Here is a 25,545-nt window from a genome sequence, read left to right as displayed (position 1 = left end):
GTCCTTTGCCGGCACATCGCAACGATACATCGCAACTAGCCGATGTCGGTGTGGCGAAGCCGAAGCGCATTCGCAATCACGCTTACCGACGACAGCGCCATCGCCGCCGCCGCGATGACCGGGGAGAGCAGCAATCCGAAGACCGGGTACAGAATGCCCGCAGCAATCGGCACGCCCGCCGCGTTATAGACGAATGCGAAGAACAGGTTCTGCCGGATATTCGACATCGTTGCTTCCGAGAGCTCCCGCGCTCGTGCGATCCCTTCGAGGTCGCCTTTGACGAGGGTAATGCCGGCGCTTTCGATGGCAACGTCCGTGCCCGTTCCCATCGCGATGCCGACGTCGGCCGCGGCGAGCGCCGGCGCATCGTTGACGCCGTCACCGGCCATCGCCACCGCGCGGCCCTTGCTTCTCAGTTCAGCGACGAAGTTGGCCTTATCCTCAGGCAGAACGTCGGCCTTCACGTCGTCGATGCCGAGCTTGGCGGCGACGGCCTTGGCCGTTGTCGCGTTGTCGCCAGTGAGCATCACGACATGGACGCCGTCGGCCTTGAGCTTGCGAACAGCTGACAGCGTCGTCGCCTTGATCGGATCGGCGACCGCAATGATGCCCGCGGCTTTGCCGTCGATGGCGACGTAAACCGCCGTTGCGCCATCGCGCCGAAGTTTGTCCGCATCGCCGGCAAGAGCCGACGTATCGATACCAGCCTCTTCGAAGATCGTTCGATTGCCGATGACGACGTTGCGATTGTCGATGAGGCCGGACACGCCTTTGCCCGATGGCGAAGCGAAATCGCGAACATCCGATAGTGCAATATTTCGATCCCTGGCTTCGAGCACGATGGCTGCGCCGAGCGGATGCTCGCTCGCCTGCTCGAGGCTGGCCGCGAGCCGCAAGAGATCGGCCTCGCCGATCGACGATGTGGTGCGGATCGCGGTCACCTTCGGCTTGCCTTCCGTCAGTGTGCCGGTCTTGTCGACGACGAGCGTGTCGATTTTCTCCATGCGCTCGAGAGCCTCGGCATTCTTGATCAGCACGCCGGACTGCGCGCCGCGGCCGACGCCGACCATGATTGACATCGGCGTCGCGAGCCCGAGCGCGCAAGGGCAGGCGATGATCAGCACGGAAACGGCAGCAACGAGCGCGTACGAGAAGCGCGGTTCGGGGCCGAACGTCATCCAGGCCGCGAACGCAAGTACCGCAACGGCAACGACGAGCGGCACGAACCATCCGGCGACCTGATCGGCGAGGCGCTGAATGGGCGCACGGCTGCGCTGGGCTTCGGCGACCATTTGCACGATGCGCGCGAGCATCGTATCGCGGCCGACCTTTTCGGCGCGAATGATAAGCGCGCCCGATCCGTTGATCGTGCCGCCGATGACTTTCGCTCCGACACCTTTCGAAACGGGAAGCGGCTCGCCCGTCACCATCGATTCATCGACGTTGCTCTTGCCATCGACGACGCTGCCGTCGACGGCGATGCGCTCACCAGGACGAACGCGCAGACGGTCGCCGACCGAAATCGCCTCGATCTGTACCTCTTCGTCCGAGCCATCGGCCTTGAGCAGACGGGCCGTTTTCGGAGCGAGATTGAGAAGCGCGCGGATAGCCCCGCTCGTTTGCTCGCGGGCCCGAAGTTCCAGGACCTGCCCGACGAGAACGAGCACAGTGATGACGGCAGCCGCTTCGAAATAGACCGGCACGGCGCCATCCATCCCCCGAAGCGACGGCGGGAAGAGGCCCGGGAGCAGCGTGGCGACGACGCTATAGATCCACGCGACGCCCGTGCCGAGCGCGATCAGCGTGAACATGTTGAGATTGCGCGTCTCGAGCGATTTCCAGCCGCGCTCGAAGAACGGAAATCCCGCCCAGAGCACGACGGGTGTCGCGAGCGCGAACTGCACCCAGTTCGACACCGTCGGACTGATGATGTGATGCAAGTTGAAAAGGTGACTGCCCATCTCGAGGATGAAAACGGGAAGGGCGAGCGCCGCGCCAATCCACAGCCGCCGCGTCATGTCCTCAAGTTCGGCGTTGGGTTGAGCTTCGGCGGTAACGAGTTCGGGTTCAAGCGCCATGCCGCAGATAGGGCACGAGCCTGGGCCCACTTGCCGAATCTCCGGATGCATCGGGCACGTGTAGATCGTGCCGGCGGGAACGGGCTCCGCTTTTGCCGTTTCGGGCTTCAGATACTTGATTGGGTCAGCGACGAACTTGGTCCGGCATCCGGCGCTGCAGAAATAATAGGGCTTCCCGGCATGATCTGCGCGATGCTTCGCCGTGTGCGGGTCAACGGTCATGCCGCACACCGGGTCTTTCACATGGCCGGCGTGTGTGGGCGCTGCGTGATTGTGCGAACAGCAGCTCTTTGCAGGAACGCTCTGCTCGGGTCCTGTTCTCGGTTCGTCAGCAGTCATGATGCAATTCCTTGCTGAACTCGACGCGTGCGGGGGCGCCGAGACCATCGTTGTTCGGCATTGACAGATATACCCCCATAGGGTATACGTCAAGGCATGGAAAAAGAAACCAAAGCCGCCTGTCTAAAGCGCCTGAACCGCATCGAAGGTCAGGTTCGCGGCCTCGCCAAAATGGTGGAGGAGGGGCGGTACTGCATCGACGTCGTGACGCAGATTTCAGCCGTCCGGGCGGCTCTCCGCCGCGTCGAGGAAGAGGTTCTGCGCGATCACGTAGCCCACTGCGTGGAGCACGCCATCCAGAGCGGCGATACAGCCGATCAGCGCCGGAAGGTTGCCGAGCTGATGGAAGTGCTAGGGCGAACGTCGCGCTGACTGGAAACGAGCGTGCAAATAAGGCCGACAACAACGCTTGCTTGCGTCGGTAAATTCTTGTGCACCCGTTGACCTAACATCTTTCCCGAACTCCGGGTTTCGTAACGCGATTTGTAATCCAACCGCGCGCGCCGCCATCGGTTCGCCACGCGAATGACGACATCACCCACCATCGTCGCGACTTGCGGAACCGGACAGACGACGCCGGTGTTGGCTGAGTGACGTGTATTCCGGTCATGGGTTAAGCAAAGTTGCGGGGGTTCTATGAAAGCCTTGTTTTTTGCGTTCGCTGCGGCGACGGCGATTGCCGGCGGTGCAAGCCAAGTATCGGCGCAGCAATGGGACCCTTGGGACGGCCCACGCCGTCCGCCATTGCAAGTCGTGCCGGACGACGATGATCGCTACGCTGATCCCGCGGAGAGCGATCGCGATGCTGAGGATCGCTACTTCGATCGTCGCGATGGGCCGAGAAGCGACACCCGCGCCGACAATCGTGCCGGCAATCGCGTCGACGATCCGCGCCGCTACGATCCGCGTTACAACGGCGATCCCGATTACGGCGACGATCGAGATGGCGCCCGTTACGACGGTCGTCGTTACAGCGATCCGAGACCGACCGATCGCGATTACTTCAACGATTCGCGATATCCGGCGTCGCGCTACGACGAACGCGATGATTACGGTGCCTGGGACGCCGCGCCCTCCGTTGACGAAGAAGCCCGTCTCAGCAAGACACCTGGAAGCAATGGCGGCGACAAGCCCTACATCCGCGCCGTTGCTCCGGCACAGGTGGCATTCAGCGGACCCTATTCACCAGGATCGATCGTCATCGATACCGGGGCGCGCAAGCTCTATTACGTGCTGAGCGCGACGTCGGCCTATGCCTATTCCATCGGCGTCGGCCGCCAGGGCTTTACATGGACAGGCAAGGAAAAGGTCTCGCGCGTTGCCGATTGGCCGGATTGGTATCCGCCCGCCGACATGCGGCGGCGTAAGCCTGAGCTGCCGGAGCGCATGCTCGGCGGTATTCGCAATCCGCTCGGCGCAAAAGCCATCTATCTCGGCAATACGCTTTATCGGATTCACGGCACCAATGACCCGAAGTCGATCGGCAAAGCGGAATCCTCCGGCTGCTTCCGCATGCTGAACGAAAATGTTCTGCATCTCGCGTCGCTCGTGCGTGTTGGAACCGAAGTGACGGTCATCCGGTCGCTCAGTGGCAAGATCGCGTCAAACTCAAAAGCCTCTGCGCCTCGAGCGGCGACAGCAAAAGCGGCGTCGCCTCCGCGAACGTATAATCGTGGTGCGACGACGCCGGCTGACGATTACGATCCCTACAACGGCTGGCACTAAGCGCGTTGCGCGGCGTGGAGGGCTTTGAATTCCTCCATGCCGAGCGTCGCAATCGTATTGAGATTGTCGTCTAGAATTTCGTAGACGACGCCTTCGACATTGCGGTTGCTGAAGAACGCGATCACGTCCTCATTGCCCCCGCCTTCGCGATGCGGCTCACCGTTCGCGGCGCCTGCAACATAAGCCCCCGTCGGGCGGATCTCCTTTAATTGGCCGTTGGCGCTGTAAATGCGCAGCTCCCCGCGGAGCGTCAGCGTGATGTAGTCGGCCCTGTGCCGGTGCAGCACAATCTGGGCATTGGCGTCGAACTTGAACAGAATATCGACGATGCGTTTTTGCTCATCGACTGCGCAAATGTGATAGGCGAGGTGCGGAAAACCGTCGAGCGTGTGCCAAGTAATATGATCTTCGAACGGAACGGTCATCGCGGGCGTTGGGTGTAGGACAGTGTTCATGGGGCACCCCGGTTCCTTGTTAGACGTGAATGCACGCATCAATGATGCTCGCTCATAACGCCAACGTGACTTGAAGGCCTTTCGCCCGCTTGCCATTTTGCGCCAAATTCGTCCTAATTTACATTAGGCAGTGTGCATGGCGCCTCGTCTTTCAGGAGTAACACGAGCGAGCTCCCTCGGCCCGATCGCGACGTTCATGGAATGTCAGGGCGGTTCGATCGCACGCGTTCTTCGCAAGGTCGATTTGCCATTCGCAATTCTCGAGCAGCGGGAATTGATTGTGCCGCTTCGGGAACAGTTTCGCCTGCTCGAGAAGGCGGCTCGCGATACCGGCGACGCTTATTTCGGCGCGCGTCTCGGCCAAGCCGTGAGGAGCGAGGATCTGAGCGCATTCGGAGCTTGGGTATGTAAGGCCGAGACACTGGGCCAGGCGATGCTGCGCGCTCATGTCGGCCTGAACGTGATGCTGCAGACGTCGACGGTCCTCACCGTCTCCCGTCACGGAGCGCGCGTCCGTTGGTCGATCGAGTTCATCGAGCCGGAGACGGAAGGGCGCCACCACAACGAATTTCTCGCATTGGGATACGCCATCGATGTGGTGCGCGTGTATGCGGGACCGAGATGGCGCCCGAGCGGGGTGATGACGGCGCTACCCCTTGGCTCGCCCCGCGCTCCGCTTGAAGACATTTTCGGGACGAACATCTCGCACGGCCACGCCGTTCCGGCCATCGAGTTCGAAGCGTCCATCCTCGAAAACACGATCTATTCGGGAAGATCGGCGTCGGATCAATGCGATGCGGGCAGCGAGCCGCCCGTTCCCCGCCAAAGCGACGTCCTGGCGACGGCGGCGGCGGTGACCGAACTTGCGTTGCACGAGGGCTATCCCCGCATCGATTGGGTTGCCGCCAAGCTTGGAACGACGTCCCGGTCCCTTCAACGCCGGTTGAGCGCGCATGGCACCTCGTTCGTCGAACTGGTGGATGATCTGTTGAGCCGCAACGCGAAGCGGCTGCTGCTGGAGAGCGAAACAGCAGTCACCGATATCGCGCTGAGGCTCGGCTATTCCGACCCCGCGCATTTCACCCGTGCATTCCGCCGTTGGACGGGGCTATCGCCGAGTGCCTATCGCCAGGCGGCGCCCCGCATCTGAAGTCGGGATTCCGCGACTAGTCACCTTTCGCCCAGGTCGTGAATGGCGTGCGGGCAAGGCTCGAATTTTCATAGCGGGGATTGTTCGTCACCTCTTCCCCGATCCATGGAGGAAGGGCAACCGACTGATCGGCGCTCTTCAATTCGATCTCGGCTAGCACCAAGCCGTCGTTCGCGCCGCCGAATACGTCGACGGTCCAGATGTTGCCCTTGAAGGGAACGTCGTAGCGAACCTTCGTGATGGGCGGTTCGATGCTGAACTCTCGTATCATCTCGACGGCGTCGGCCTCGGGGATTTTATATTCGAATTCGTGGCGCGACAGTCCCCCCGCCGCACTCTTCAACGTGATGTAGGCGTTGTCGCCAAAGATGCGGATGCGGCACTTGACCTGCGGAGTGCGCGCAAAATAGGCCTGCTCGATTGGCGCAGAGCCGATCTCGGATTGCCGCCAGCCGTCGTCGCGTACAATAAATTTTCGCTCAATCTCGATTGCCATTCGCTCTCCGGCCAGCCGCGCGTGTTAAATGGCTGACGCCTCCAGACAGGTAGGGCGCCTATCGCCGAAGTCCACCGTAATGGATGTATGCAAAGATTGCGTATCCGCCGTGATGGTAAATCGGCATGATACCGAAACTTCGCCCGTGCTAGAGCTCACGAGGATACACGTCGCCATGAAAGCCTGACAGCCATTTGAAATTATTCAAATTCCGGCGTGAAGCAGCATCAATGACAATTGGATTGATCCCATGAAGGTAGATCTCACGAATAAGACGGCGGTCATTACGGGGTCCACGGGCGGCATCGGCCTCGCGATCGCGAAGGGCTTGGCGCAAGCGGGGGCGAAAGTCGTGGTCAACGGCCGGAAGCAGGAAACGGTTGATAAAGGCATCGCGGCAATCCACGCCAGCGTCAACGCAGCGGCCGTCACCGGAGTTGCCGCCGACGTATCGACAGCCGCAGGCTGTGACGCGCTCGCGAAGGCTGTTCCGTCCGTCGATATCCTGATCAACAATGCCGGCATCTTCGAACCGAAGCCGTTCTTCGAAATTACAGACGCCGACTGGTCGCGCTACTTCGAAACGAACGTGATGTCGGGCGTGCGTCTGTCGCGCGCCTACATGCCCGGCATGCTCGAACGAAACTGGGGCCGGATCATTTTCATATCGTCGGAGTCGGCCGTGAATATCCCGCCGGAGATGATCCAGTACGGATTGACGAAAACGGCTCAACTCTCGCTGACGCAAGGCCTCGCTCAGCTGACGGCCGGAACGAATGTCACCGTCAACGCCGTACTGCCGGGTCCGACGCGATCCGAGGGCGTCGAGCAATTTCTGAACGAGATGGCCGCCGCTACAGGCAAGACGCCCGACGAGATGGCTGCAACCTTCGTTCAAACTCATCGGCCTGCGTCGCTCCTCCAGCGCTTCGCAACCGTGGAGGAAGTCGCGAATATGGTCGTCTACGCCGCATCGAAGGAAGCGTCCGCCACGAACGGCGCGGCGCTCCGTGTCGAAGGCGGCATCCTGAGAACAATCGGCTAGGCCCCAAAAAAAGCCGCCCGTCGCTGTGGCGGGCGGCTCATAAGCGCGGCTCGACCGAATGCCTAGTGACCGAATGCCTAGTGGGAGGGTTCGGGGTCAGCGGAGCGCGCCCGGTTAGGAACTTCGATTTTTACGCCGGGCGCCTCTACGCGCGTTCCCAGGCTGTCTTTTTCAACGTGCGTGAAGGGCGCATCGACTTTCGTCTCGCCGGTCGCCTTGTTGGTTTCGACGCGAACGGCGGGAACATCGATTAGAACGTCGGATTGAGTGCGCTGGTACGCGGCAACTCCGCCGACGACTGCAATGACGGCCAGGGTGCTGAGACCCAGGTAAATCATGAGGTGGCGTGCTTCCATGATGTCTCTCATTCCTGCTTCAAAGGAATAAGTGGAAACGCGCGGGCTCGGAAAGTGTTCCTCGCCGGGAGAGATGACTGGCCCCTAAGGCGTTTGCCTGGGGGCGGAAATTTCGAGCGTCGTCCCGCCGGTGGCGCTCGATTTCAACGTGTAAACCTTCTTGTTCTCAGGGCGTGTACGGCCGATTTCTGCGGTCTCCGAAAACCATCCGCCTTGTTTCGATAGGACAAGTTCGCCCGGAGAGCAGGCGGTGATGGAAACCGACGTGTTGGGCTTCAAGTCGCGCGTCTTGCCGTCGAACGAATAACTGACGCCAGTGTTCGATAAATTGAACAGTTTGAAGCTGTAGATTTCTGTCTGAGGCCGTCCGAAGAGTTCGACGGCAATGAACTTAGGCTTCGGTCCAGGGGCACGCGCGACGCCAACGCCGATTTCGGTGACGGAAGCCCTCATGATGTTGGCGCGGTGCGGTGGTGAATTCATCCAGCCCGCAACCGCTTGGAGAGCAAGAGCGCCGGTATCGAAGCCCTGGCTGTCCTGATCCATCGCGAGATTTTCGGCAATATCGCAATGCTTATAGCCTGCACTTTCCGCGCGTTGAGCCGGCGTGCGGCCGTCGGCTGTATGGGAGAACGTGCCGCTGCGCGCCACCCGCTCGGCGTAGGCACGCGCCGCCTTCGCCAGCAACGCGTTGATTTTTAAAGCCGGCTGCTTCTGTTCTTGCCGCGCCTTATTCGTGAGATCGACGATGTGCTGTTCGACCTGCGGCAGGTCGGGCACCAGTGCAGCCATTACGAATTGCGATCCTGCTGAGCTTTTATCGTCGAAAATCTAGCCGCGGGGATACCTTGGCGCCATCGGTCACGTCCAGATGCAAATCCCCTCATTGTGGAAGAGTGGCCGCGAGGCACCGGCAGCGGCAAATGCCGGCTTGCGCCCAAATGGCGCGGCGGCTGAAGTCTTAGCTGTTGGTGGTAACGACCGAAGGTCGCCCAAGGTCGCCGAGGCTTGAGGGCGCCTCGGAGGCACTGTAGGGAATGCGCCATGACCACAAAACCGATTCTTCCGGGCGACGGCCCGATCGAGCCTGTCGAACTCCGGACCGCTCTCGAAGAGCGCTATCTGGCTTATGCTCTGTCGACCATTATGCACCGCGCGCTGCCGGATGTGCGCGACGGCATGAAGCCTGTCCACCGCCGCATCCTCTATGCGATGCGCGAACTGCGCCTCAATCCCGAGGGTGGCTACATCAAGTGCGCTAAGATCGTCGGCGACGTGATGGGTAACTACCATCCGCACGGCGATATGGCGATCTACGACGCGCTGGCGCGCCTCGCGCAGGATTTCGCAGTTCGTTATCCGCTCGTCGACGGGCAGGGAAACTTCGGCAACATCGACGGCGATAACCCGGCCGCCGGGCGATACACCGAAGCGCGCATGACCGAGACTGCCGCGCTGATCCTCGAGGGCATCGACGAGGACACGGTCGATTTTCGCCCGAACTACGACGGCCGCGTCGACGAGCCGGTCGTGCTGCCGGCGGCGTTCCCGAACCTGCTTGCAAACGGCGCCACCGGCATCGCCGTCGGCATGGCGACAAGCATTCCGCCGCACAACGTCGACGAGCTGTGCGCAGCGCTGCTGCATCTGATCAAGCACCCGAACGCGACGATCGAGAAGCTCGTCGAATTGATCCCGGGCCCCGACTTCCCGACGGGCGGCGTCATCGTCGAACCGCGCGAGCAGATACTCGAAGCCTACAAGACAGGCCGCGGCGGCTTCCGCGTCAGGGCGCGATGGGCGAAGGAAGAAACCACGCGTGGCGGCTATCAGGTCGTCGTCACTGAAATTCCCTACGGCGTGCAGAAGGCGAAGCTCGTAGAGAAAATCGCCGATCTGATGAGCGAGAAGAAGCTGCCGCTTCTTGGCGATGTGCGTGACGAAAGTGCGGAAGAGATCCGTCTCGTCCTCGAGCCGAAGACGCGTGCGGTCGATCCCGTTCTGCTGATGGAAAGCCTCTTCCGCGTGACGGAACTCGATGTCCGCGTCAGCCTCAACATGAACGTGCTGTCGAGCGGGCAGATCCCGAACGTGCTCGATCTGCGCGACGTGCTCTGGCAATGGCTCGAGCATCGCATCGAGGTTCTTGTTCGCCGCTCGACACATCGTTTGCAAAAGATCGAGCACCGTCTTGAAGTTCTCGCCGGCTATCTGATCGCCTACCTCAACATTGACGAGGTGATCCGCATCGTCCGCCACGAGGACGATCCGAAGGCGAAGCTGATCTCGAAGTTCAGCCTCAGCGAAGTCCAGGCGGAAGCCATCCTGAACTTGCGACTGCGTTCGCTGTCGAAGCTCGAGGAATTCGAGATCCGTGCCGAGCACGACAAGCTTTCGAAAGAGCGCCGCGAGCTGAAACAGCTTTTGAAATCCGAAGAACTGCAGTGGGAGCACGTCTCTGCAGAGGTCAAGGAAACGCGCGAGAAATATTCGAAGAAGACGGCTCTCGGTAAGCGCCGTTCCACGTTCGATGACGCACCCGAGGTTGAAGTCGATCTCGCTGCAGCGCTTGTCGAGAAGGAACCGGTAACGGTCATCCTGTCCGAAAAGGGTTGGGTGCGGGCGCTGAAGGGCCATCAGGACGACCTGTCGAAGCTCGAATTCAAGCAGGGCGATGAGCTGAAGCGCGCCTTGAAAGCTTTCACGACAGATAAGCTCGTCCTGTTTGCGACCAACGGCCGGTTCTTCACTCTCGAAGCCAACGCCCTTCCGGGCGGCCGCGGACACGGCGAGCCTTTGCGCCTCATGATCGACCTCGAAGAAAATCACGATGTCGCGGAGATCTTCGTCCACGATTCATCGCGGAAGCTGCTCGTGGCGTCGACCGGCGGCTATGGATTTATCGTCCCCGAAGAGGAAGTCATCGCTTCGACGCGCAAGGGCAAGCAGATCCTCAACGTCACGGAGCCTGAGGAGGCGCGGGTCTGCGTTCCGGTCGAGGGCGATCACGTCGCGACCATCGGCGAAAACCGCAAGCTCCTGATCTTCAAGCTCGACGAGGTCAACGAAATGACGCGCGGTAAAGGCGTCATCCTTCAGCGCTTCAAGGACGGTGCGCTGTCCGATGCCCGCGTCTTCAAGAAATCCGCGGGGCTAACCTGGCTCGACAGCGCAGGCCGCGAATTTACTCTGTCGTGGAGCGAATTGAAGGAGTGGTCAGGCGAGCGCGCGCAGGCGGGCAAGGTGGCGCCGAAGGGTTTCCCACGCTCCAATTCATTCGGCCCGCGCTTTTGATTCAGGGTGTTGATTGACGGCGCTTGTAGCTTTGCCTGCGCGAAGCTACGACTGCCGGCATGGGTGGGTTCAGAGGACGGGCGGCCATCGCCGCTGGAATAGGTCTGGGGATTGTTTCGTGCTGCTCCGGTCTTCGGGCAGACGAAACGTCGGCGACGTGTGCCAAGGAAGATTTCGAGTCCGTCGTCGAAACGGCGTCCGGCAGTCTGCGCGACTTGAACAACCAGAACCGGCCCATTTTTCAGGAAAAGCTGCGCGAGCTCAAGGAAAAGCGCAACTGGACGCACGACGACTTCATCGTCCAGGCAAGGCCGTTCGTGAGAGACGAAAAGACGGCTGTTTACGATAAGACGACGGACGAATTGCTATCCGCGATCGCGTCGATGGGCCAGGAAGGCGCCGCTGCGGCCGCACCCGACTGTGCATTGCTGCTCGAGCTTCGCGCACGCATGAAGATGCTGGTCGATACGCAGTCGGCCAAGTGGAATTACATGTTCGAAAAACTCGATGCCGAACTCGCGAAATAGGAACTTCGGCTTCAGTCTTCCTCGCCGTCGCCGACACGTTCCCACCGGTCGGGCCCAAGGCGCTCTTGCGGTTTGAAGCGGGTCTTGTAGGCCATTTTACGCGAACCATCGATCCAGTAGCCGAGATACACGTGCGGTAGCCCGATGCGGCGGGCGAACGCGATGTGCTCGAGGATCATGTAGGTGCCGAGACCGGCGTCGACGTCCGCGGGATCGTAAAAGCTGTAGACCATCGAGATGCCGTCCGTGAGCCGGTCGCAGAGCGCGACGGCCTTCAGTGGCCACGAGTCGAAATCGAGATCCGTCGCGTCCGCCGGCTTCTGACGGTACTCGGTGAGGAAAGTCTCGATCACCGTATCTTCGACCATCATCCGATAGTCGAGGATCGTCATGTCCGCCATTCCGCCGTCGCTGTGCCGCGCATCGATGTATGCGCGGAAGAGCTTGAACTGCTCCATCGTCGGAGTCGGCGCCGTGCGCTGTGCGATCAGCGAAGAGTTTCTGTTCCAGCTCCTGCGCATCGAGCGGTCCGGCTGGAATTCATCGACGAGCACACGCACCGAGATGCAGGCTTGGCAGCCTTCGCAATAGGGCACGTACGCAATGTTTTGGCTGCGCCGAAAACCCGTCGTCAGAAGGCGGTCGACCAGCTCAGGCGGCTTGTCGTGAGTCAAATGGGTGAAGAGCTTCCGCTCGAGCCTGCCCGGCAAATAAGGACAAGGCTGCGGAGCGGTTACATAGAACTCTGGAAACTTCTTTTGCTGCTCCGTCATTCCGACGCGTCCCTCGGGCTCGAACCGATCGCAGATGATTGGAGTAAGGAGAGCCCAAATTCAAGGTATCGGTGACAGCCCCGCAGCAACAATAATAAATCCGCAGGCAAATTTATCCGGCTGCGCGAGAAAAGATTAGTTATTTCAAAAATTGGTCTAATGCGGTGAGAACAACCCACTACTAATTGCAAGCAAAAGCCCCCGTACCATCCAGGAAGATACAAAACTGGATTGTAGCATAACAAGCCCGTGCTGAACGCGGCATGAAAAACGGCGCGCAGCCAAAAATGGCATAAGGAATCGCAAGTGGAGCGCATGACGTGGCGCATCCCGGCAATCGGCGAGTGGACCGGCAAGTCGTGAGTGGCTGATAAAACCTGAGGCTCGGCTAAACCTTCAGCGTCGGCCCCGCGGTGTATCCTGGCGCATCGCGGATGTCATCGGCTCCGACTTGGCTTGCGAGCGCGTAAAGCGTGCACGCAAGCACGATGGCGACGATGATGATGCCCATCCAGAGCGCTGAACGCCGGACGAACCACCCGACGGTTGGTGTTTGAGATGCGCGTACGCCATCGAACGCTGCACTTTGGGCTGCCTCAGCCCCTTGATTAATCATATGCCGATCTGCCGCCTTACAAGTCCGCCCCGCGACTTTACCCCGGTCACATCGCCCCGACCCCCGACTTCGCACAAGATCAGTCGTGGTCGTTCCGGCAAAATTCGAATCAATTGTTGCCTTCGCGCTGCTTATCGAATGCGATGCCCATTCTGACAAGGCAAAAGTGTGGCGCATGCGATACGATTTGCCGCCCGATGCGGGGTGTTTCGGCAACATCGCCGCGACAAATTTCACGTGACGCCGAAATAGGCAAGGACTGCGACAGCCGCGTTCTTGTGCAATGCATTATTTCCTTCATACTTTGCCTATTCTTCCCGCGAACGAACAAAAAGCAGACTCGAGGAAACTCCCAGGGCTTGACGGACCGCTTTAACGAGCGGTCGTGAGATCTACACCTGGAGGTCCTATGATTGAGCTTGTCGTCGCCGTCTGCATGGTTGATCAGCCGTCCCGTTGCAGAGATGTCACCCTGAATTTCGAGGGCGAAAACGTCAGCGCGCAGCAGTGCATGTCGACCGGACAGATCGAGATGGCGAAGTGGATCGGTGAACACCCGAACTGGACCATTCAGAAGTGGCACTGCGGGATTGCCGGGCAATTCGCAAAACTTTGAATCGGTGTGGACGAGCTTAACCAGTTGACAGGCTTGCCCTGACTCGGCTCCTCCTTCGCGGCAACTTCGCGACCAGGAGCTCAAAGGTTATGTCGTCCACGCCAACCCAGAAATTCGCGACTGCTGCAGTTCATGCAGGGGCGACACCTGATCCGACGACCGGCGCACGCACAACGCCGATCTACCAGACCACATCTTTCGTATTTAACGATGTCGACCACGCCGCCGCGCTGTTCGGGCTGCAGGCGTTTGGAAACATCTACACCCGCATAACGAACCCCACACAATCCGTGCTGGAGGCACGCCTCGCAGCGCTCGAAGGCGGTTCCGCGGCACTCGCGGTCGCGTCCGGGCATGCCGCACAGCTCTTGACGTTCCACACGCTTCTCGAGCCGGGTGACGAGTTCGTGGCTGGACGGCAGCTCTACGGCGGCTCGGTCAATCAGTTCAATCACGCGTTCAAGAAGTTCGGCTGGCAGGTCAAATGGGCCGATGCCACGGATCCAGCATCCATCGCCGCCGCGATCACGCCCCGGACGCGGGCCATCTACTGCGAGAGCATCGCCAATCCCGGCGGCGTTATCGTTGATCTTCCAGCCATCGCGGCGATCGCCAAAAAGGCCGGGGTTCCCTTCATCGTCGACAACACGCTTGCTACGCCCTACCTCTGCAAGCCTAAGGACTTTGGCGCCGATATCGTCCTCCACAGCCTCACGAAGTTCATCGGCGGCCATGGCAACTCGATCGGCGGGGCCATCATCGATTGCGGAACGTACGACTGGCTGGGAAGCCGCCATCGTTATAAATCTCTGGTCGACCCAAACCCCTCCTACAATGGCGTGAAGCTGGCGGAAGCTTTCGGCCCGATGGCCTTTGCGATCGCCGCGCGCGTCCTCGGACTGCGCGACCTCGGCCCCGCAATCTCGCCATTCAACGCCTTCCTCCTGCTGACCGGCGTCGAGACATTGCCGCTCAGAATGCAACGCCAGTCGGATAGCGCTCTGGCCGTAGCGAAATGGCTCCGTGCCCATCCCAAAATTGCCTGGGTCAGCTACGCTGGGCTTGAGGGAAGCCCGAGCCACGAAATCCAGAAAAAGATTTGTCCAAAAGGTGCGGGAGCCGTCTTCACGTTCGGCGTCAAAGGCGGATATGAAGCGGGCGTGAAGCTGGTTTCGGGGTTGAAGCTCTTCAGTCTTCTCGCCAACATCGGGGATACGCGAAGCCTTGTCATTCATCCGGCATCGACGACGCATCGACAGTTACAGGATGACGAGCAGATAGCCGCCGGAGCGGGGCCGGACGTTGTGAGGCTATCGATCGGTATCGAGGATATAGACGACATTATCGGCGATCTCGAACAGGCGCTTAACGCCGTTTAGACGCCGGGTAGGAAAGGAACCATGAACCATCAGCTTGTCCTCCAATTTCAGGGCGACGACGACGACACTCTCGAGAGGGTCATCGCGCTCGAGGATCGCCTGATCGAAGCCCTGGGCAACTCGACCTCGGCGGAAGTCGACGGCCACGAGCCGGGAGACGGCGTTATCAATCTCATCCTGCTCGCGAAGAACGCAGCGAAGGTCTGGGAAAAGATCGAGCCGATCGTCGAGGACGCGGCCGACGAACTCGACGTCAACGCCGTCGCCTTCCGGGCGATCGACAGCGAAGAGTTCACCGTGCTCTGGCCCGTCGACTACGAAGGTGAATTCGAACTGGCCTGATCGGCACCGCGAGTTTGGGCGAGCCTACGGCCAAAACGGCCGCAGGCCGCGAACCAAGCCTAGCGAGCCTTGACGTAAGAACCGGGTGCATCCTCGATGATGCCGAGCTTCGCTCCCGGTACACGGGCCGGAACCCAGCCGCCGGACTGCTGCGACAGCCAATCGATCCAGTACGGCCACCACGATCCGGGATGCTCCGTGGCTGACGCTTCCCAACTGCCGACGTTCGTCATCGCCTTGCCGCCGGTCCAGTACTGGTACTTCACTTTTTCGGGCGGGTTGACGACCCCCGCGATATGCCCAGAACCGGCGAGCACGAATTCGACGGGTCCGCCGAACATCTGAATGCCGCGGAAGACGGAAGCGGCCGGCGCGATATGATCCTCGCGCGTTGCGACCGAGAAGATCGGCAGCTTGATCTTTTTGAGGTCGAGCTTGATGCCGCCGAGCGTCATCTCGCCCTTCGCGAGCCGGTTCTCGTTATAGAATTCCCGCAAGTAGTATTTGTGGTTGGCAGCCGCCATCCGCGTCGAGTCCTGGTTCCAGAAAAGCAGGTCGAACGGGAACGGCTTCTTTCCGAGGAGATAGTTGTTGACCACGTAAGGCCAGATGAGGTCGCGCGGCCGCATCATATTGAAGACGTTGGCCATGCGCGAACCGTCGAGAAAACCGCGCTCGTTCATCAGCGCGTCGAGGCCCTCGAGCTGCGAATTGTCGGTGAAGAGAAGCAGATCGCCGGCGAGCGAAAAATCGACCTGGGTCGTCAGCAGCGAGCAGCATTTGAAAGGCTCTTCGCCGCGCTGGGAGAGATAAGCGAGGCCCGTCGAAAGCGCCGTGCCGCCGACACAATAGCCAAGCGCGTTGATCTGCTCGACGCCCGTCTCCTCTTGAACGGCGCGCACAGCTTCCAGAATGCCTTCGAGCACGTAGTCTTCGAATGTCTTATCGGCGAGGTGCTCGTCCGGATTGACCCACGACACGACGAAAACCGTGAAGCCCTGATCGACCACATACTTGATGAGGCTCTTCGAGGATGTCAGATCGAGGATGTAATATTTGTTGATCCACGGCGGCACCATGATCAGCGGCCGGAAACGAACCTGCTCCGTGGTCGGGGCGTATTGAATGAGCTGCAAAAGCTCATTCTGAAAAACGATCTTCCCCGGTGTCGTCGCAAGGTTGCGGCCGAGTTCGAATGCGGTCGGATCGGTCTGGCTGATTTTCATCAGGTCGCCCGAACGCTTCAAATCCTCGGCCAGCAGGTTCGCCCCGTTGAGCAGGTTCTGAGCGTTGGTCGCGATCGTCTCGCGTAAAACTTCGGGATTGGTCGCGGGAAAATTCGACGGAGAGTAGGCGCTCGTCAGCTGCCGCAAATAGAACTCGGCGCGGTGGCGCTCATAGGGCTCGAGGTCCGGCGTCGCCGCCAACTGATCCTCTGCCCACTTGCAGGCAAGGAGATACGCCTGCTTGCAGAAGTCGAAGTACGGATTATTGTCCCATTCCGGATCTTTGAAACGATTATCGCCGGTAGCAGGCTGAATGAGCGGCGGCACGCCGAACCCCATCATGCGTTGAAGCACGTTGTTCCAAAGCGCTGCGAACTGCCTGACGAATTCCCCCTGCGCCTCGGAAAGCTTGACCGGATCGGCAAGCCATTTCCTCACCAGCGCCGAAACCGTTTCGGTGGCCGCGGAAAACTCGCTCGCCGGCGTGTAGGGGCCGATTTTCGCGTCCGGGCGCTCGGCGAGCTGAGCAAAGGCCGCGCTTCCCCGCTCGAATGCCTGGAGGAGGTTCGACGCAAACGTTTTGGGGTCCGAGATATGATACGGAGAGAAGTGGGGCGGCTGCTCGTGGCTGTCTTGCGGCATGGCGACTTCAGAGGCTTTCTATTCTTGTCCCGTCGACGCAGGCTAGGGGCCCGTTTCTGCTGAAACCCCAACCGACAGTGCAGTCAAGGCAGACGTGGAATCAAGGGCGAATCGGACATGCCGGCGTTTCCCGATTAGGTAGGCGGAGATGGCATTACCGTGGCCGCGGCACGTTTGCTCCCGCGATGCGAAAAAAAGTTAGGGAAGCGGGATTTGAGGCCGTTGCATATTGCGGCGCGCTGCGGACTGGACGGGACGTAGGGCGCAAGCGTAAAGAGGCATTCGCCGGGCCCTGTCGCGAAGGAGCGCCCGGTCTGAATTGGTTCCAGCCGGCACTTGCGAACTTCGCGCGAGAGCCGACACTAACTGCCGCCTGTGCTGCGGCGCCGAGGGGTAAAGATCTTTGAGCGAAGAGTTCCACCGCATAAAGCGCCTGCCCCCTTACGTCTTTGCGGAAGTGAACCGTTTGAAGGCGGCCGCACGCGCGCGCGGCGCTGATATCGTCGATCTCGGCATGGGCAACCCGGATATGCCGACGCCGCAACATATCGTCGACAAGCTCATCGAAACGATCAATAAGCCGCGTACGCATCGCTATTCGGCGTCGAAAGGCATACCCGGATTGCGTAAGGCGCAGGCCGCCTACTATGAACGGCGTTTCGGCGTGAAGCTCGACCCCGAAACCGAGATCGTGGCGACGCTCGGATCGAAGGAAGGCTTCGCCAATATCGCGCAGGCCATCGCCGCGCCCGGCGACGTCGTTCTGGTGCCGAACCCGACCTATCCGATCCACACCTTCGGTTTCATCATTGCCGGCGCCTCCGTGCGCCATCTCCCGGCGAGCAATGGCGACGATTTTCTTCGCGCCATCGAGCACGCGATAAAGCATTCGATCCCGAAGCCGCTCGCGGTCGTGATTTCATTCCCGTCCAATCCGACGGCGATGGTTGTGGGCCTCGACTTCTACAAAGAAGCCGTCGCGCTCGCAAAGAAGCTCGGCATCATCATTCTGTCGGACATCGCCTACGCCGAGCTCTATTACGACGGCGTGCCGCCGCCCTCCATTTTGCAGGTGCCGGGCGCCAAAGACATCGCCGTCGAATTCACGTCGCTGTCGAAGACCTACAACATGCCGGGCTGGCGGATGGGTTTCGCCGTCGGCAACGAGCGGCTCATCGGAGCGCTGGCGCGGGTGAAATCGTATCTGGACTACGGCGCGTTCACGCCCATCCAGGTTGCGGCGACGGCCGCTCTCAACGGTCCGCAGGAGTGCGTCGACGAAATTCGCGCGATGTACAAGAGCCGCCGCGATGTGCTCGTCGAGAGCTTCGGCAAGGCAGGCTTCCCCGTTCCGCCGCCTCCCGCAACGATGTTCGCCTGGGCGCCGGTGCCTGAGCGTTATCGCGATCTGGGCTCGGTCGAGTTCTCGAAACTGCTCATCGAAAAAGCCGATGTCGCCGTATCGCCCGGTATCGGCTTCGGCGAATATGGAGAGGGGTTCATTCGCATCGCTCTCGTCGAAAACGAGCAGCGCATTCGTCAGGCTGCGCGGTCGATCAAAAAGCTCTTCTCGGAATCAGCCGAACCTACGCAGCCCGTGTCTCATCCCAGAAAATCCGCAAGCCGATAATCATAAGCCATGAAACCTCTCAAACTTGGTATAGCCGGACTAGGCACGGTCGGCGGTGGCCTGCTGGGGCTTCTTCAGGCCAACGGCACTCACGTCGCGAACATTGTCGGCCGCGAGATCCGCGTCACCGGCATCTCCGCGCGCAACAAAGGCAAGGAGCGCGGCATTGCGGTCGATGGCGTCGAATGGTTCGATGATCCCGTCGCGCTCGCGCGCGATCCTTCGAACGACGTTTTCGTCGAGCTGATCGGTGGCGAAGACGGCGTCGCGAAGGCAGCTGTTGAAGCGGCGTTGGGCGCCAAGAAGCATGTCGTCACCGCCAACAAGGCGCTGCTCGCGAAGCATGGCGTCGAGCTTGCGCGTCTCGCTGAGACGAACGGCGTCGCGTTGAATTTCGAAGCGGCGGTCGCAGGCGGCATTCCGGTCATCAAGACGCTGCGCGAAGCTCTCGGCGCCAATCGCGTCAAGCGCGTCTACGGCATCCTCAATGGCACCTGCAACTTTATCCTGACGCAGATGCAGAGTGAAAATCGTGCCTTCGACGATGTCCTGAAGGAAGCGCAGGCGCTGGGATATGCCGAGGCAGATCCGACGTTCGACATCGGCGGCTTCGACGCCGCTCACAAGCTCGCACTGTTGACGAGCCTCGCCTTCGGAACAAGGGTCGCCTTCGAGCAGATCCATGTCGAGGGCATCCAGTCGATCACCCAGGCGGACATAGAGGCGGCCGACAGCCTCGGCTATCGCATCAAGCTGCTCGGCGTATCGATGGAAACCGAAACCGGCATCGAAGCCCGCGTTTCGCCTGTCCTGATCAACAAGGATTCCGCCATCGCCGAAGTTTCCGGTGTAACGAACGCCGTTGCGATCGACGGTAATTTCTCCGGCAATATTCTGCTTGTCGGTCCGGGTGCCGGCGCGAAGCCGACCGCCTCGGCAGTCGCAGGAGACATTCTCGATATCGCGCGCGGTCTCGTCGTGCCGCCGTTCGTCACGCCCGTCGCCCAGCTGAAAGCGCACCGCCGCGCCAAGCTCGACCAGCATTACGGGTCCTATTACGTCCGGCTGGCGCTTTACGATAAGCCCGGCGCCATGGCTAACGTCGCAAAAAGCATGGGCGACCGGGGTATTTCGCTCGAAAGTATCGTACAACACCGCCCGCAGACGCTGCATGCGCCGCGCGGTAGCTCGCGGTTCCAGAACCGCGCGGATCAGCCGGTCATCATCATTACGCATGAGACGACCGAGGAAGCGATGCGCCTGGCTCTCGAAACGATCGAGAAGGACGGCAACGTCACCGAGCGTCCGCAGATGATACGAATTGAAGAGCTTTAGGATTCACATTTAGCCCCCGCGAGAAGGACAAGGATATGAGCAGAGCTGAGCAATCGAACGGCACTCACGGGCCGGGTCTCGATCGGATTTTGGTGCTCGAGCTCGCCCGCGTCACCGAAGCCGCGGCAATCGCGGCGGCGCATCTGCGCGGCCGCGGCAACGAGAAGGCAGCCGACAAGGCGGCGGTCGATGCCATGCGCCGCGAACTCGGCCGCGTCGAGATCAGGGGCACCGTCGTCATCGGCGAAGGTGAAATGGACGAGGCGCCGATGCTGTACATCGGCGAGAAAGTCGGAACGGGCGAGGGGCCGGAAGTCGATATCGCGGTCGATCCGCTCGAAGGCACGACCATCTGCGCGAAATCGATGCCAAACGCGCTCGCTGTCCTCGCGATCTCCGAGAAGGGCGGCCTGCTGCACGCGCCCGACATGTACATGAACAAGATTGCCATTGGCCCTGGCTACGCCGAAGGCGTCGTCGATCTCGATGCATCTCCCGCCGAAAATCTGAATGCACTTGCCAAGGCGAAGGGTGTGCCGATCCAAGAGATCATGGCCTGCATTCTCGACCGGCCCCGCCACGCCGAACTGATCCGCGCCGTCCGTGAAGCCGGCGCCGGCGTGCAACTCATTCCGGACGGCGACATCGCAGGCGTCATCTGGACGACAGATCCACGGGAAACCGGCATCGATATCTACATGGGTTCGGGCGGCGCTCCGGAAGGCGTGCTCGCAGCCGCCGCGTTGCGCTGCATCGGCGGCCAGATCCAGGGCCGTCTCGTTCCCATGAAGGACGAGGAACGCGTCCGCGCCGAGAAAATGGGCATTACCGACATCAATCGGAAGTTCAAGCTCGAGGACATGGCATCGGCCGACGTCGTCTTCTCGGCAACCGGCGTGACTGATGGCTCGCTTCTGAAGGGCGTCAGGATCAGCGGCGACTTCGCCGAGACCGAAACGGTCGTGATGCGCTCGAAGACGGGCACCGTCCGCCGCATTAAGTCAACCGTCCGCAACGTCGGATCGCGGTTCATGTAAAGCTTCGCCGGCATCGTCGGCTCGCATATTTTGTGGATACAACGCGAGCCGCCTGCCGCTGCCCCGACCGAATCGACCTACAACCTGAACCTCATCAAATGCGCACGGCGGCCGGCTCCGCGCAGCGGAGTCGACGTGCGCAAACAAAAGGGCACTCGATTGCGCACGAATCTCGCGGCGATTGATTTGGACGGCGGCGCCGAAGAGCGTGCGTTTCTCGGCGTCGACAAAAGCGCGCGCGGCTTCGCCTGGCGCGAGCGTTTGCCGCAAAACTTGAGGCCGCTCGGAACGGCCATCAGTCAGCGGCACGGATTGCCGGATTTGATGGGCCGCGTACTCGCGGCGCGCGGCGTGGCGCTCGACGACGTCGCAACCTTTCTCGATCCATCGCTCAAAGCGCTGATGCCCGATCCAAGTTCGCTCCGCGACATGGAGAAAGCCGCAGCGCGCCTCGCAGACGCTATCCAAGCGAAACAGAACGTCGCGATCTTCGGCGACTACGATGTCGACGGCGCGTGTTCGTCCGCCCTGATGAAGCGCTTTCTCGAGCATCACGATACTCCCGCGCGCATTTACATCCCGGACCGCATTTTCGAAGGCTACGGACCGAACGCAGCCGCCATCGAGACGCTCGTCAAGGAAGGCGCAAAGCTCATCGTGACGGTCGACTGCGGAACGACAAGTCACGAGCCGCTGGCGGTCGCGCGCAAACTCGGCGCGGACGTCGTCGTCATCGACCATCACCAGGCGGATGAGCGGTTGCCGGAGGTGCAGGCGGTCGTCAATCCGAACCGTCAGGATGATATTTCAGGGCAGGGGATGCTCTGCGCCGCCGGTGTCGTGTTCCTCGTGCTCGTCGCGACGGCGCGGGAATTGCGCAAGCGCGGTTACTACGGCGCGTCACGCGAACCCGACCTCTTAGCGTCGCTCGATCTCGTGGCGCTCGCAACGGTCGCGGACGTCGTTCCCTTGATCGGGCTCAATCGCGCCTACGTCAAAAAGGGCCTCGCGGTGATGCGCGCGAGGGAGAATGTCGGCCTCACGGCATTGGCAGACGCAGCAGGACTGACGGTCGCCCCGACGCCCTACCATCTGGGTTTCATTCTCGGGCCGCGCATCAACGCCGGCGGCCGCATAGGCAACGCCGCGCTGGGGGCTACACTGCTCTCGACATCGGACCCCGTCGAAGCGCAACGCATCGCCGAGCTGCTCCATCGGCTCAACAAGGAACGCAAGGACATCGAGACGCTCGTGCTTGAAGAGGCGCTTGCGATCGCCGACCGTCAGGTCGCCGATGATCCCTCCCGTGCAATCCTCATCGTTGCTTCGGAGACGTGGCACAAAGGCGTCGTCGGTCTCGTCGCCAGCCGCCTTGTCGAACGGTTTCGCAGACCCGCGTGCGTCATCGCCTGGGAGGCCTCGGCAATGGGTACGGGCTCGCTCAGATCCGTCCCCGGCATCGATCTCGGAGCCGCAATTCGCGCGGCCGTGACTGCAGGCCTGTTGGCCAAGGGCGGCGGCCACGCAATGGCAGCCGGCCTGACGGTCGGCAGAGAAGGGCTCCCGGCGCTCGAGCAGTTTCTGCTCGGCCAGCTCGGCACGGCTGCAAAGGGCGTGGGCGACACCGCGCATCTCGACATCGACGCCTCGATCGTCGCGTCCGGAGCGACGCGCGAACTGATGGATCTGATCGAGCGCGTCAGCCCGTTCGGCCAGGGCAACTCGGAAGCGCGTTTCGCGTTGCCGGCACATCGCGTCAAATTCGGCAAGCTCATCGCCGAAGCCCACATCCGCGTCATTCTCGAAGGCGGCGATGGCGCGAGACTCGATGGCGTCGCATTCCGGGCCGCCGGGCAGCCATTGGGCGATCTTTTGATGTCGGCGAGCGGGATGCCGCTTCACGTCGCAGGCCACCTGCGCCGCGATACCTGGGGCGGCCGCGAGCGTATTGAGCTGCAAATTGAGGACGCCGCCGACCCGCGCAGCCAGTAAAATATGACCCGCGGCGATTATGCCCATCCTGTCGCAAAAAATGCGCGCGCGGTCGGCTTGCCAAAGACGGTCAAAGCCGACTATAGGGTGCCTCCTCAAGCCGAGGGCCGCTCCCTTCGTCTATCGGTTAGGACGTCAGATTTTCATTCTGAAAAGAGGGGTTCGATTCCCCTAGGGAGCGCCAAATATTTTCAATGACTTAGTCATTGTTTTTCCGCCCATCCTGAGTTCTCGTCCGGCGTCCCATTCTGACGTTTGCTCCAGATTTGTTCGGCCGTTGCGGCACACTTCGCACGTTCATTGGCCTGCCGTCTCCGTCAGTTCGCAACGCGGAGTTCGACACGCCTGTCAAGTTGGTACAACTCTTCGAGCGGATATTTGCTCCTGTCGACTCCCGTGAAGGGTTCGGTCGCGCCCTTCGGCACCAACTGAAGCTTGCCTTGATAGCCACCATTGCGAAGCACGTGCTCAATGGCGACGAGCCGCTCGTGGGAGAGTTCCATATTGTAATCGGGTAGGCCACGCTCGTCGGCGTGGCCGGACAGAATGACAGACGCGAATTTCTTCAACTTCAAAAATTCGAGCAGCAGGGTGGCGGCGCTACGTCCTTCCGGCGTCAGAGTTGCTTCATTGTAGACGAAGGTAATCGGGACAGGGATCGTCGTAGCAGTCATTTGCGAGAGTGGAGGTTGTGATGCCGATTGCGCCGGAGGCGAAGCGGGCGAAAGCAACGGCTGCGTGACCGGCGACTGACTTGCCTGCGCTTCCGTCGGGTGAGAGGACTGAACGTCAGCCGCTCGGCCCTGTTCGCTCGTCGCGCTTGGAGTCACTGCTGTGGTTTGATGCGTCGACTCCTCTCGAGCGGCGGCTACGACGCCTTCGAACTTCTTCAGTAGCTGAGTTGCTGGTGTTTCATGACCTGACGCAGTCAGTGGCGGAGGGGGGGCAGTCTTGGGCGGCTCGGACGCCGTCGCTGCGGCAGTCTCAGGATTTGCTTCAACGCGCAAACTGATATTGGGTGAGGAATTCGCGAACTGGTATTCCGTCACGATCGACCAGTCGCCCCTGTCGTTGGCCGTGGCAGTACCTATCCGCGTCGAGCCATCCAGAACGGTCACGTTTGAAAATGGGGCTGCAGTACCTCCGAACACGGATGGGCCGTTCGAGGCAATGCGTGCGATCGTCAAAGCCGGAGCGTCTGAATTTTTTTGTGTGGGAGTCTGCCTAGACGGCGCATCGGATGCGCCGGTTTCTTTTGCGGCTGTGGTTGCAGGTGTTTCTGATTTGGACTGCTGCGGAGGCGCATTCTCCTTAGCAACGCGCTTGGCCGTTGCGCTGGGCGTCGTGGCATCGCGCCCCGCCTCTTGTCTCCATTTCTTTTGTATCCCCAGGTCCAGGGTGACTGTGAGCTCCACGGGCCACGTGAGTAGGCCGACCTGCGCCAGCACAACGAAGCTGCTGAGCAGAAGGAGGATCAGGGTGAACAAAAGTCTGGCGCGCATACGAGATGCCCTACAGAACGGATACAACACCATTCTTACATCAATTTCGTTCAAGATTAGGTCGCTTCGGCCAATTGGCACCGGTCGCTCGGCATGCCGGCGCGGTACTCGCAGCGCGCCGAGCAGATCAAGTCGTCACCGCATAAACTGCCGGCGTTGGATTTAAGCCGCAACCCTCAGAGATCTCGCATAGACTCGCCTTGGAGATCATCAAGGCACGCGATCTTCATGCAGAGCTTCCAAGTAAGTTGGTTTGTCGATTGATCGCGCGTTCTGAATTGCCGCTAAGGCGATGTTGCCGGCCCAGAGCAAATTGCCCAGAAAAGGAGCACCCAATGATCTTCGAGCCCTGGATCGGAGCTGGAGTACTGATAGCGACGGCCGCAACCGACGCGGCTTATGTGAAGTTCACAGCCTCTGTGGTCTCCAAGCGTCCTCTCGCGGCGGCCAATTGGAGCGGCATCTGGTACATGCTCTCTTCGTTCGCGGTCATCAGCTATACCAACAACTGGGTCTACGTGGGATTTGCGATCGTCGGCTCTTGGATCGGTGCTTATATAACGCTCAAATATTTTCATCATGAGCCAAGTCATCCGCCGGCTCCTTGCAAGCCGAGCGCGTGATCGCCTCGACGCGTCAGTGGTTCAATTCCGAACAAGCCCGCGCTTCGAGCAACGAATGCGCCTGATGCGATCCAATCATTCCGCCATCAAATATGCGCGGAAGGTCTTCCCCGTAGCGGCGAAAATTACATTTCGCTTCCTTTGCCGCCCTTCGATGAAGGACGCGGGAATAAATTTGTGGTCGCGAGAGTCTAACCATGCGTGCTGCCGACGCTCCGCCTCCTACCCCCCAAAAGCGAGCATTCAGGCGGTGGCACAAGTGCGTGGCCGGCAATCCTCGATCCCCCGGCCACGCACTACGACGCGCAATCTCGGTGATGGCTGCGCGTTCTGCGGTTGATGTTGTTAGTTCGTGGCTGGCAAGTTC

24 protein-coding genes and 1 tRNA gene are annotated in these 25,545 nt (G+C 60.6%); 16 read left to right on the top strand and 9 right to left on the bottom strand.

The genetic code is table 11. The annotated features are described in order from the left end of the window. Positions 1-35: 35 nt before the first annotated feature. Complete coding sequence (locus tag K2Q04_RS18810; protein WP_291166397.1) at positions 36-2,417, bottom strand: heavy metal translocating P-type ATPase; 2,382 nt, start codon at positions 2,415-2,417, stop codon at positions 36-38. Between the two features lie 96 nt (positions 2,418-2,513). On the opposite strand from K2Q04_RS18810, the gene K2Q04_RS18805 reads away from it, so the two are divergent. Further along, positions 2,514-2,789 (top strand): metal-sensitive transcriptional regulator, encoded by a 276-nt coding sequence (locus tag K2Q04_RS18805; RefSeq protein ID WP_291166395.1) that lies wholly within the window; start codon positions 2,514-2,516, stop codon positions 2,787-2,789. Positions 2,790-3,053: 264 nt separating this feature from the next. Beyond that, complete coding sequence (locus K2Q04_RS18800) at positions 3,054-4,142, top strand: L,D-transpeptidase (protein WP_291166393.1); 1,089 nt, start codon at positions 3,054-3,056, stop codon at positions 4,140-4,142. Here the strand turns inward: K2Q04_RS18800 and K2Q04_RS18795 are convergent. Continuing rightward, a complete protein-coding gene (locus tag K2Q04_RS18795) occupies positions 4,139-4,597 on the bottom strand; it encodes a regulator (protein ID WP_291166391.1) in 459 nt (152 codons plus the stop codon). The genes K2Q04_RS18800 and K2Q04_RS18795 overlap by 4 nt on opposite strands. A 136-nt stretch (positions 4,598-4,733) precedes the next feature. On the opposite strand from K2Q04_RS18795, the gene K2Q04_RS18790 reads away from it, so the two are divergent. Beyond that, on the top strand, positions 4,734-5,747 hold the full coding sequence (locus K2Q04_RS18790) for an AraC family transcriptional regulator (protein ID WP_291166389.1): 1,014 nt from the start codon (positions 4,734-4,736) through the stop codon (positions 5,745-5,747). A gap of 16 nt (positions 5,748-5,763) precedes the next feature. Here K2Q04_RS18790 and K2Q04_RS18785 read toward each other — a convergent pair whose 3' ends face one another. Further along, positions 5,764-6,243, bottom strand: a complete 480-nt coding sequence (locus K2Q04_RS18785; protein WP_291166387.1) for a CYTH domain-containing protein — start codon at positions 6,241-6,243, stop codon at positions 5,764-5,766. Positions 6,244-6,493: 250 nt separating this feature from the next. Between K2Q04_RS18785 and K2Q04_RS18780 the strand changes: the two genes are divergently transcribed. Continuing rightward, entirely contained in the window at positions 6,494-7,288 is a 795-nt protein-coding gene (locus tag K2Q04_RS18780; RefSeq protein WP_291166385.1) for an SDR family oxidoreductase, read from the top strand. Between the two features lie 77 nt (positions 7,289-7,365). On the opposite strand, the gene K2Q04_RS18775 is transcribed toward K2Q04_RS18780, so the two are convergent. Beyond that, complete coding sequence (locus K2Q04_RS18775; RefSeq protein ID WP_291166383.1) at positions 7,366-7,656, bottom strand: hypothetical protein; 291 nt, start codon at positions 7,654-7,656, stop codon at positions 7,366-7,368. Positions 7,657-7,728: 72 nt separating this feature from the next. After that, the gene (locus K2Q04_RS18770) at positions 7,729-8,436 is read right to left on the bottom strand and encodes a CAP domain-containing protein (RefSeq protein ID WP_291166382.1); all 708 of its coding nucleotides are present in this window, start codon (positions 8,434-8,436) and stop codon (positions 7,729-7,731) included. 252 nt (positions 8,437-8,688) lie between these two features. On the opposite strand from K2Q04_RS18770, the gene parC reads away from it, so the two are divergent. Together parC and K2Q04_RS18760 are read left to right on the top strand one after the other, a co-directional pair. Continuing rightward, entirely contained in the window at positions 8,689-10,938 is a 2,250-nt protein-coding gene (parC, locus tag K2Q04_RS18765) for a DNA topoisomerase IV subunit A (RefSeq protein ID WP_291166380.1), read from the top strand. Positions 10,939-10,997: 59 nt separating this feature from the next. Continuing rightward, positions 10,998-11,465, top strand: coding sequence for a hypothetical protein (locus tag K2Q04_RS18760; protein WP_291166378.1), 468 nt, complete (start codon positions 10,998-11,000; stop codon positions 11,463-11,465). Between the two features lie 11 nt (positions 11,466-11,476). Here the strand turns inward: K2Q04_RS18760 and K2Q04_RS18755 are convergent, their stop codons facing one another. Both K2Q04_RS18755 and K2Q04_RS18750 read right to left on the bottom strand, forming a co-directional pair. Further along, positions 11,477-12,238, bottom strand: a complete 762-nt coding sequence (locus K2Q04_RS18755; protein WP_291166377.1) for an arginyltransferase — start codon at positions 12,236-12,238, stop codon at positions 11,477-11,479. A gap of 388 nt (positions 12,239-12,626) precedes the next feature. Beyond that, positions 12,627-12,854 (bottom strand): hypothetical protein, encoded by a 228-nt coding sequence (locus K2Q04_RS18750; protein ID WP_291166376.1) that lies wholly within the window; start codon positions 12,852-12,854, stop codon positions 12,627-12,629. An 85-nt stretch (positions 12,855-12,939) separates the two neighbouring features. On the opposite strand from K2Q04_RS18750, the gene K2Q04_RS18745 reads away from it, so the two are divergent. The 4 genes from K2Q04_RS18745 to K2Q04_RS18730 all read left to right on the top strand — a co-directional run bounded on the left by K2Q04_RS18745 (position 12,940) and on the right by K2Q04_RS18730 (position 15,191). Continuing rightward, on the top strand, positions 12,940-13,095 hold the full coding sequence (locus K2Q04_RS18745) for a hypothetical protein (protein ID WP_291166374.1): 156 nt from the start codon (positions 12,940-12,942) through the stop codon (positions 13,093-13,095). A gap of 168 nt (positions 13,096-13,263) precedes the next feature. Beyond that, positions 13,264-13,470 (top strand): hypothetical protein, encoded by a 207-nt coding sequence (locus tag K2Q04_RS18740; protein ID WP_092866788.1) that lies wholly within the window; start codon positions 13,264-13,266, stop codon positions 13,468-13,470. A gap of 89 nt (positions 13,471-13,559) precedes the next feature. Further along, positions 13,560-14,849, top strand: a complete 1,290-nt coding sequence (locus tag K2Q04_RS18735; RefSeq protein WP_291166372.1) for an O-acetylhomoserine aminocarboxypropyltransferase — start codon at positions 13,560-13,562, stop codon at positions 14,847-14,849. Positions 14,850-14,870: 21 nt separating this feature from the next. Then, complete coding sequence (locus K2Q04_RS18730; RefSeq protein WP_092866784.1) at positions 14,871-15,191, top strand: hypothetical protein; 321 nt, start codon at positions 14,871-14,873, stop codon at positions 15,189-15,191. Between the two features lie 59 nt (positions 15,192-15,250). Here the strand turns inward: K2Q04_RS18730 and phaC are convergent, their stop codons facing one another. Then, a complete protein-coding gene (phaC, locus tag K2Q04_RS18725; protein ID WP_291166368.1) occupies positions 15,251-17,059 on the bottom strand; it encodes a class I poly(R)-hydroxyalkanoic acid synthase in 1,809 nt (602 codons plus the stop codon). A gap of 403 nt (positions 17,060-17,462) precedes the next feature. On the opposite strand from phaC, the gene K2Q04_RS18720 reads away from it, so the two are divergent. From K2Q04_RS18720 to K2Q04_RS18700, 5 genes are all read left to right on the top strand, one after another. Continuing rightward, positions 17,463-18,689: an LL-diaminopimelate aminotransferase gene (locus tag K2Q04_RS18720; protein ID WP_291166366.1), complete on the top strand. Its 1,227-nt coding sequence runs from the start codon at positions 17,463-17,465 to the stop codon at positions 18,687-18,689. Between the two features lie 9 nt (positions 18,690-18,698). Next, on the top strand, positions 18,699-20,024 hold the full coding sequence (locus K2Q04_RS18715) for a homoserine dehydrogenase (RefSeq protein WP_291166364.1): 1,326 nt from the start codon (positions 18,699-18,701) through the stop codon (positions 20,022-20,024). Positions 20,025-20,059: 35 nt separating this feature from the next. Further along, positions 20,060-21,061, top strand: coding sequence for a class II fructose-bisphosphatase (glpX, locus tag K2Q04_RS18710; protein WP_291166362.1), 1,002 nt, complete (start codon positions 20,060-20,062; stop codon positions 21,059-21,061). A 159-nt stretch (positions 21,062-21,220) separates the two neighbouring features. Beyond that, the gene (recJ, locus tag K2Q04_RS18705) at positions 21,221-23,053 is read left to right on the top strand and encodes a single-stranded-DNA-specific exonuclease RecJ (RefSeq protein WP_291166360.1); all 1,833 of its coding nucleotides are present in this window, start codon (positions 21,221-21,223) and stop codon (positions 23,051-23,053) included. A gap of 109 nt (positions 23,054-23,162) precedes the next feature. Then, positions 23,163-23,237: transfer RNA gene (locus tag K2Q04_RS18700), tRNA-Glu, on the top strand. Between the two features lie 133 nt (positions 23,238-23,370). On the opposite strand, the gene K2Q04_RS18695 is transcribed toward K2Q04_RS18700, so the two are convergent. Further along, positions 23,371-24,555: an OmpA family protein gene (locus tag K2Q04_RS18695; protein ID WP_291166358.1), complete on the bottom strand. Its 1,185-nt coding sequence runs from the start codon at positions 24,553-24,555 to the stop codon at positions 23,371-23,373. Positions 24,556-24,890: 335 nt separating this feature from the next. Here K2Q04_RS18695 and K2Q04_RS18690 point away from each other — a divergent pair, with 335 nt between their 5' ends. Further along, on the top strand, positions 24,891-25,178 hold the full coding sequence (locus K2Q04_RS18690; protein WP_291166356.1) for a hypothetical protein: 288 nt from the start codon (positions 24,891-24,893) through the stop codon (positions 25,176-25,178). The last annotated feature ends 367 nt before the right edge of the window (positions 25,179-25,545 follow it).

The organism is Hyphomicrobium sp. (genome assembly GCF_019753045.1).
Lineage (GTDB): Bacteria > Pseudomonadota > Alphaproteobacteria > Rhizobiales > Hyphomicrobiaceae > Hyphomicrobium_B.
Note: the sequence above shows the minus strand (reverse complement) of the source record. Positions and strands in the feature narration are given on the sequence as shown.

Coding starts and splice junctions, on each gene's coding strand:
- K2Q04_RS18810 (WP_291166397.1), bottom strand. CDS start 2,417: ATGACTGCTGACGAACCGAGAACAGGACCCGAGCAGAGCGTTCCTGCA.
- K2Q04_RS18805 (WP_291166395.1), top strand. CDS start 2,514: ATGGAAAAAGAAACCAAAGCCGCCTGTCTAAAGCGCCTGAACCGCATC.
- K2Q04_RS18800 (WP_291166393.1), top strand. CDS start 3,054: ATGAAAGCCTTGTTTTTTGCGTTCGCTGCGGCGACGGCGATTGCCGGC.
- K2Q04_RS18795 (WP_291166391.1), bottom strand. CDS start 4,597: ATGAACACTGTCCTACACCCAACGCCCGCGATGACCGTTCCGTTCGAA.
- K2Q04_RS18790 (WP_291166389.1), top strand. CDS start 4,734: ATGGCGCCTCGTCTTTCAGGAGTAACACGAGCGAGCTCCCTCGGCCCG.
- K2Q04_RS18785 (WP_291166387.1), bottom strand. CDS start 6,243: ATGGCAATCGAGATTGAGCGAAAATTTATTGTACGCGACGACGGCTGG.
- K2Q04_RS18780 (WP_291166385.1), top strand. CDS start 6,494: ATGAAGGTAGATCTCACGAATAAGACGGCGGTCATTACGGGGTCCACG.
- K2Q04_RS18775 (WP_291166383.1), bottom strand. CDS start 7,656: ATGAGAGACATCATGGAAGCACGCCACCTCATGATTTACCTGGGTCTC.
- K2Q04_RS18770 (WP_291166382.1), bottom strand. CDS start 8,436: ATGGCTGCACTGGTGCCCGACCTGCCGCAGGTCGAACAGCACATCGTC.
- parC (WP_291166380.1), top strand. CDS start 8,689: ATGACCACAAAACCGATTCTTCCGGGCGACGGCCCGATCGAGCCTGTC.
- K2Q04_RS18760 (WP_291166378.1), top strand. CDS start 10,998: ATGGGTGGGTTCAGAGGACGGGCGGCCATCGCCGCTGGAATAGGTCTG.
- K2Q04_RS18755 (WP_291166377.1), bottom strand. CDS start 12,238: ATGACGGAGCAGCAAAAGAAGTTTCCAGAGTTCTATGTAACCGCTCCG.
- K2Q04_RS18750 (WP_291166376.1), bottom strand. CDS start 12,854: ATGATTAATCAAGGGGCTGAGGCAGCCCAAAGTGCAGCGTTCGATGGC.
- K2Q04_RS18740 (WP_092866788.1), top strand. CDS start 13,264: ATGATTGAGCTTGTCGTCGCCGTCTGCATGGTTGATCAGCCGTCCCGT.
- K2Q04_RS18735 (WP_291166372.1), top strand. CDS start 13,560: ATGTCGTCCACGCCAACCCAGAAATTCGCGACTGCTGCAGTTCATGCA.
- K2Q04_RS18730 (WP_092866784.1), top strand. CDS start 14,871: ATGAACCATCAGCTTGTCCTCCAATTTCAGGGCGACGACGACGACACT.
- phaC (WP_291166368.1), bottom strand. CDS start 17,059: ATGCCGCAAGACAGCCACGAGCAGCCGCCCCACTTCTCTCCGTATCAT.
- K2Q04_RS18715 (WP_291166364.1), top strand. CDS start 18,699: ATGAAACCTCTCAAACTTGGTATAGCCGGACTAGGCACGGTCGGCGGT.
- glpX (WP_291166362.1), top strand. CDS start 20,060: ATGAGCAGAGCTGAGCAATCGAACGGCACTCACGGGCCGGGTCTCGAT.
- K2Q04_RS18695 (WP_291166358.1), bottom strand. CDS start 24,555: ATGCGCGCCAGACTTTTGTTCACCCTGATCCTCCTTCTGCTCAGCAGC.
- K2Q04_RS18690 (WP_291166356.1), top strand. CDS start 24,891: ATGATCTTCGAGCCCTGGATCGGAGCTGGAGTACTGATAGCGACGGCC.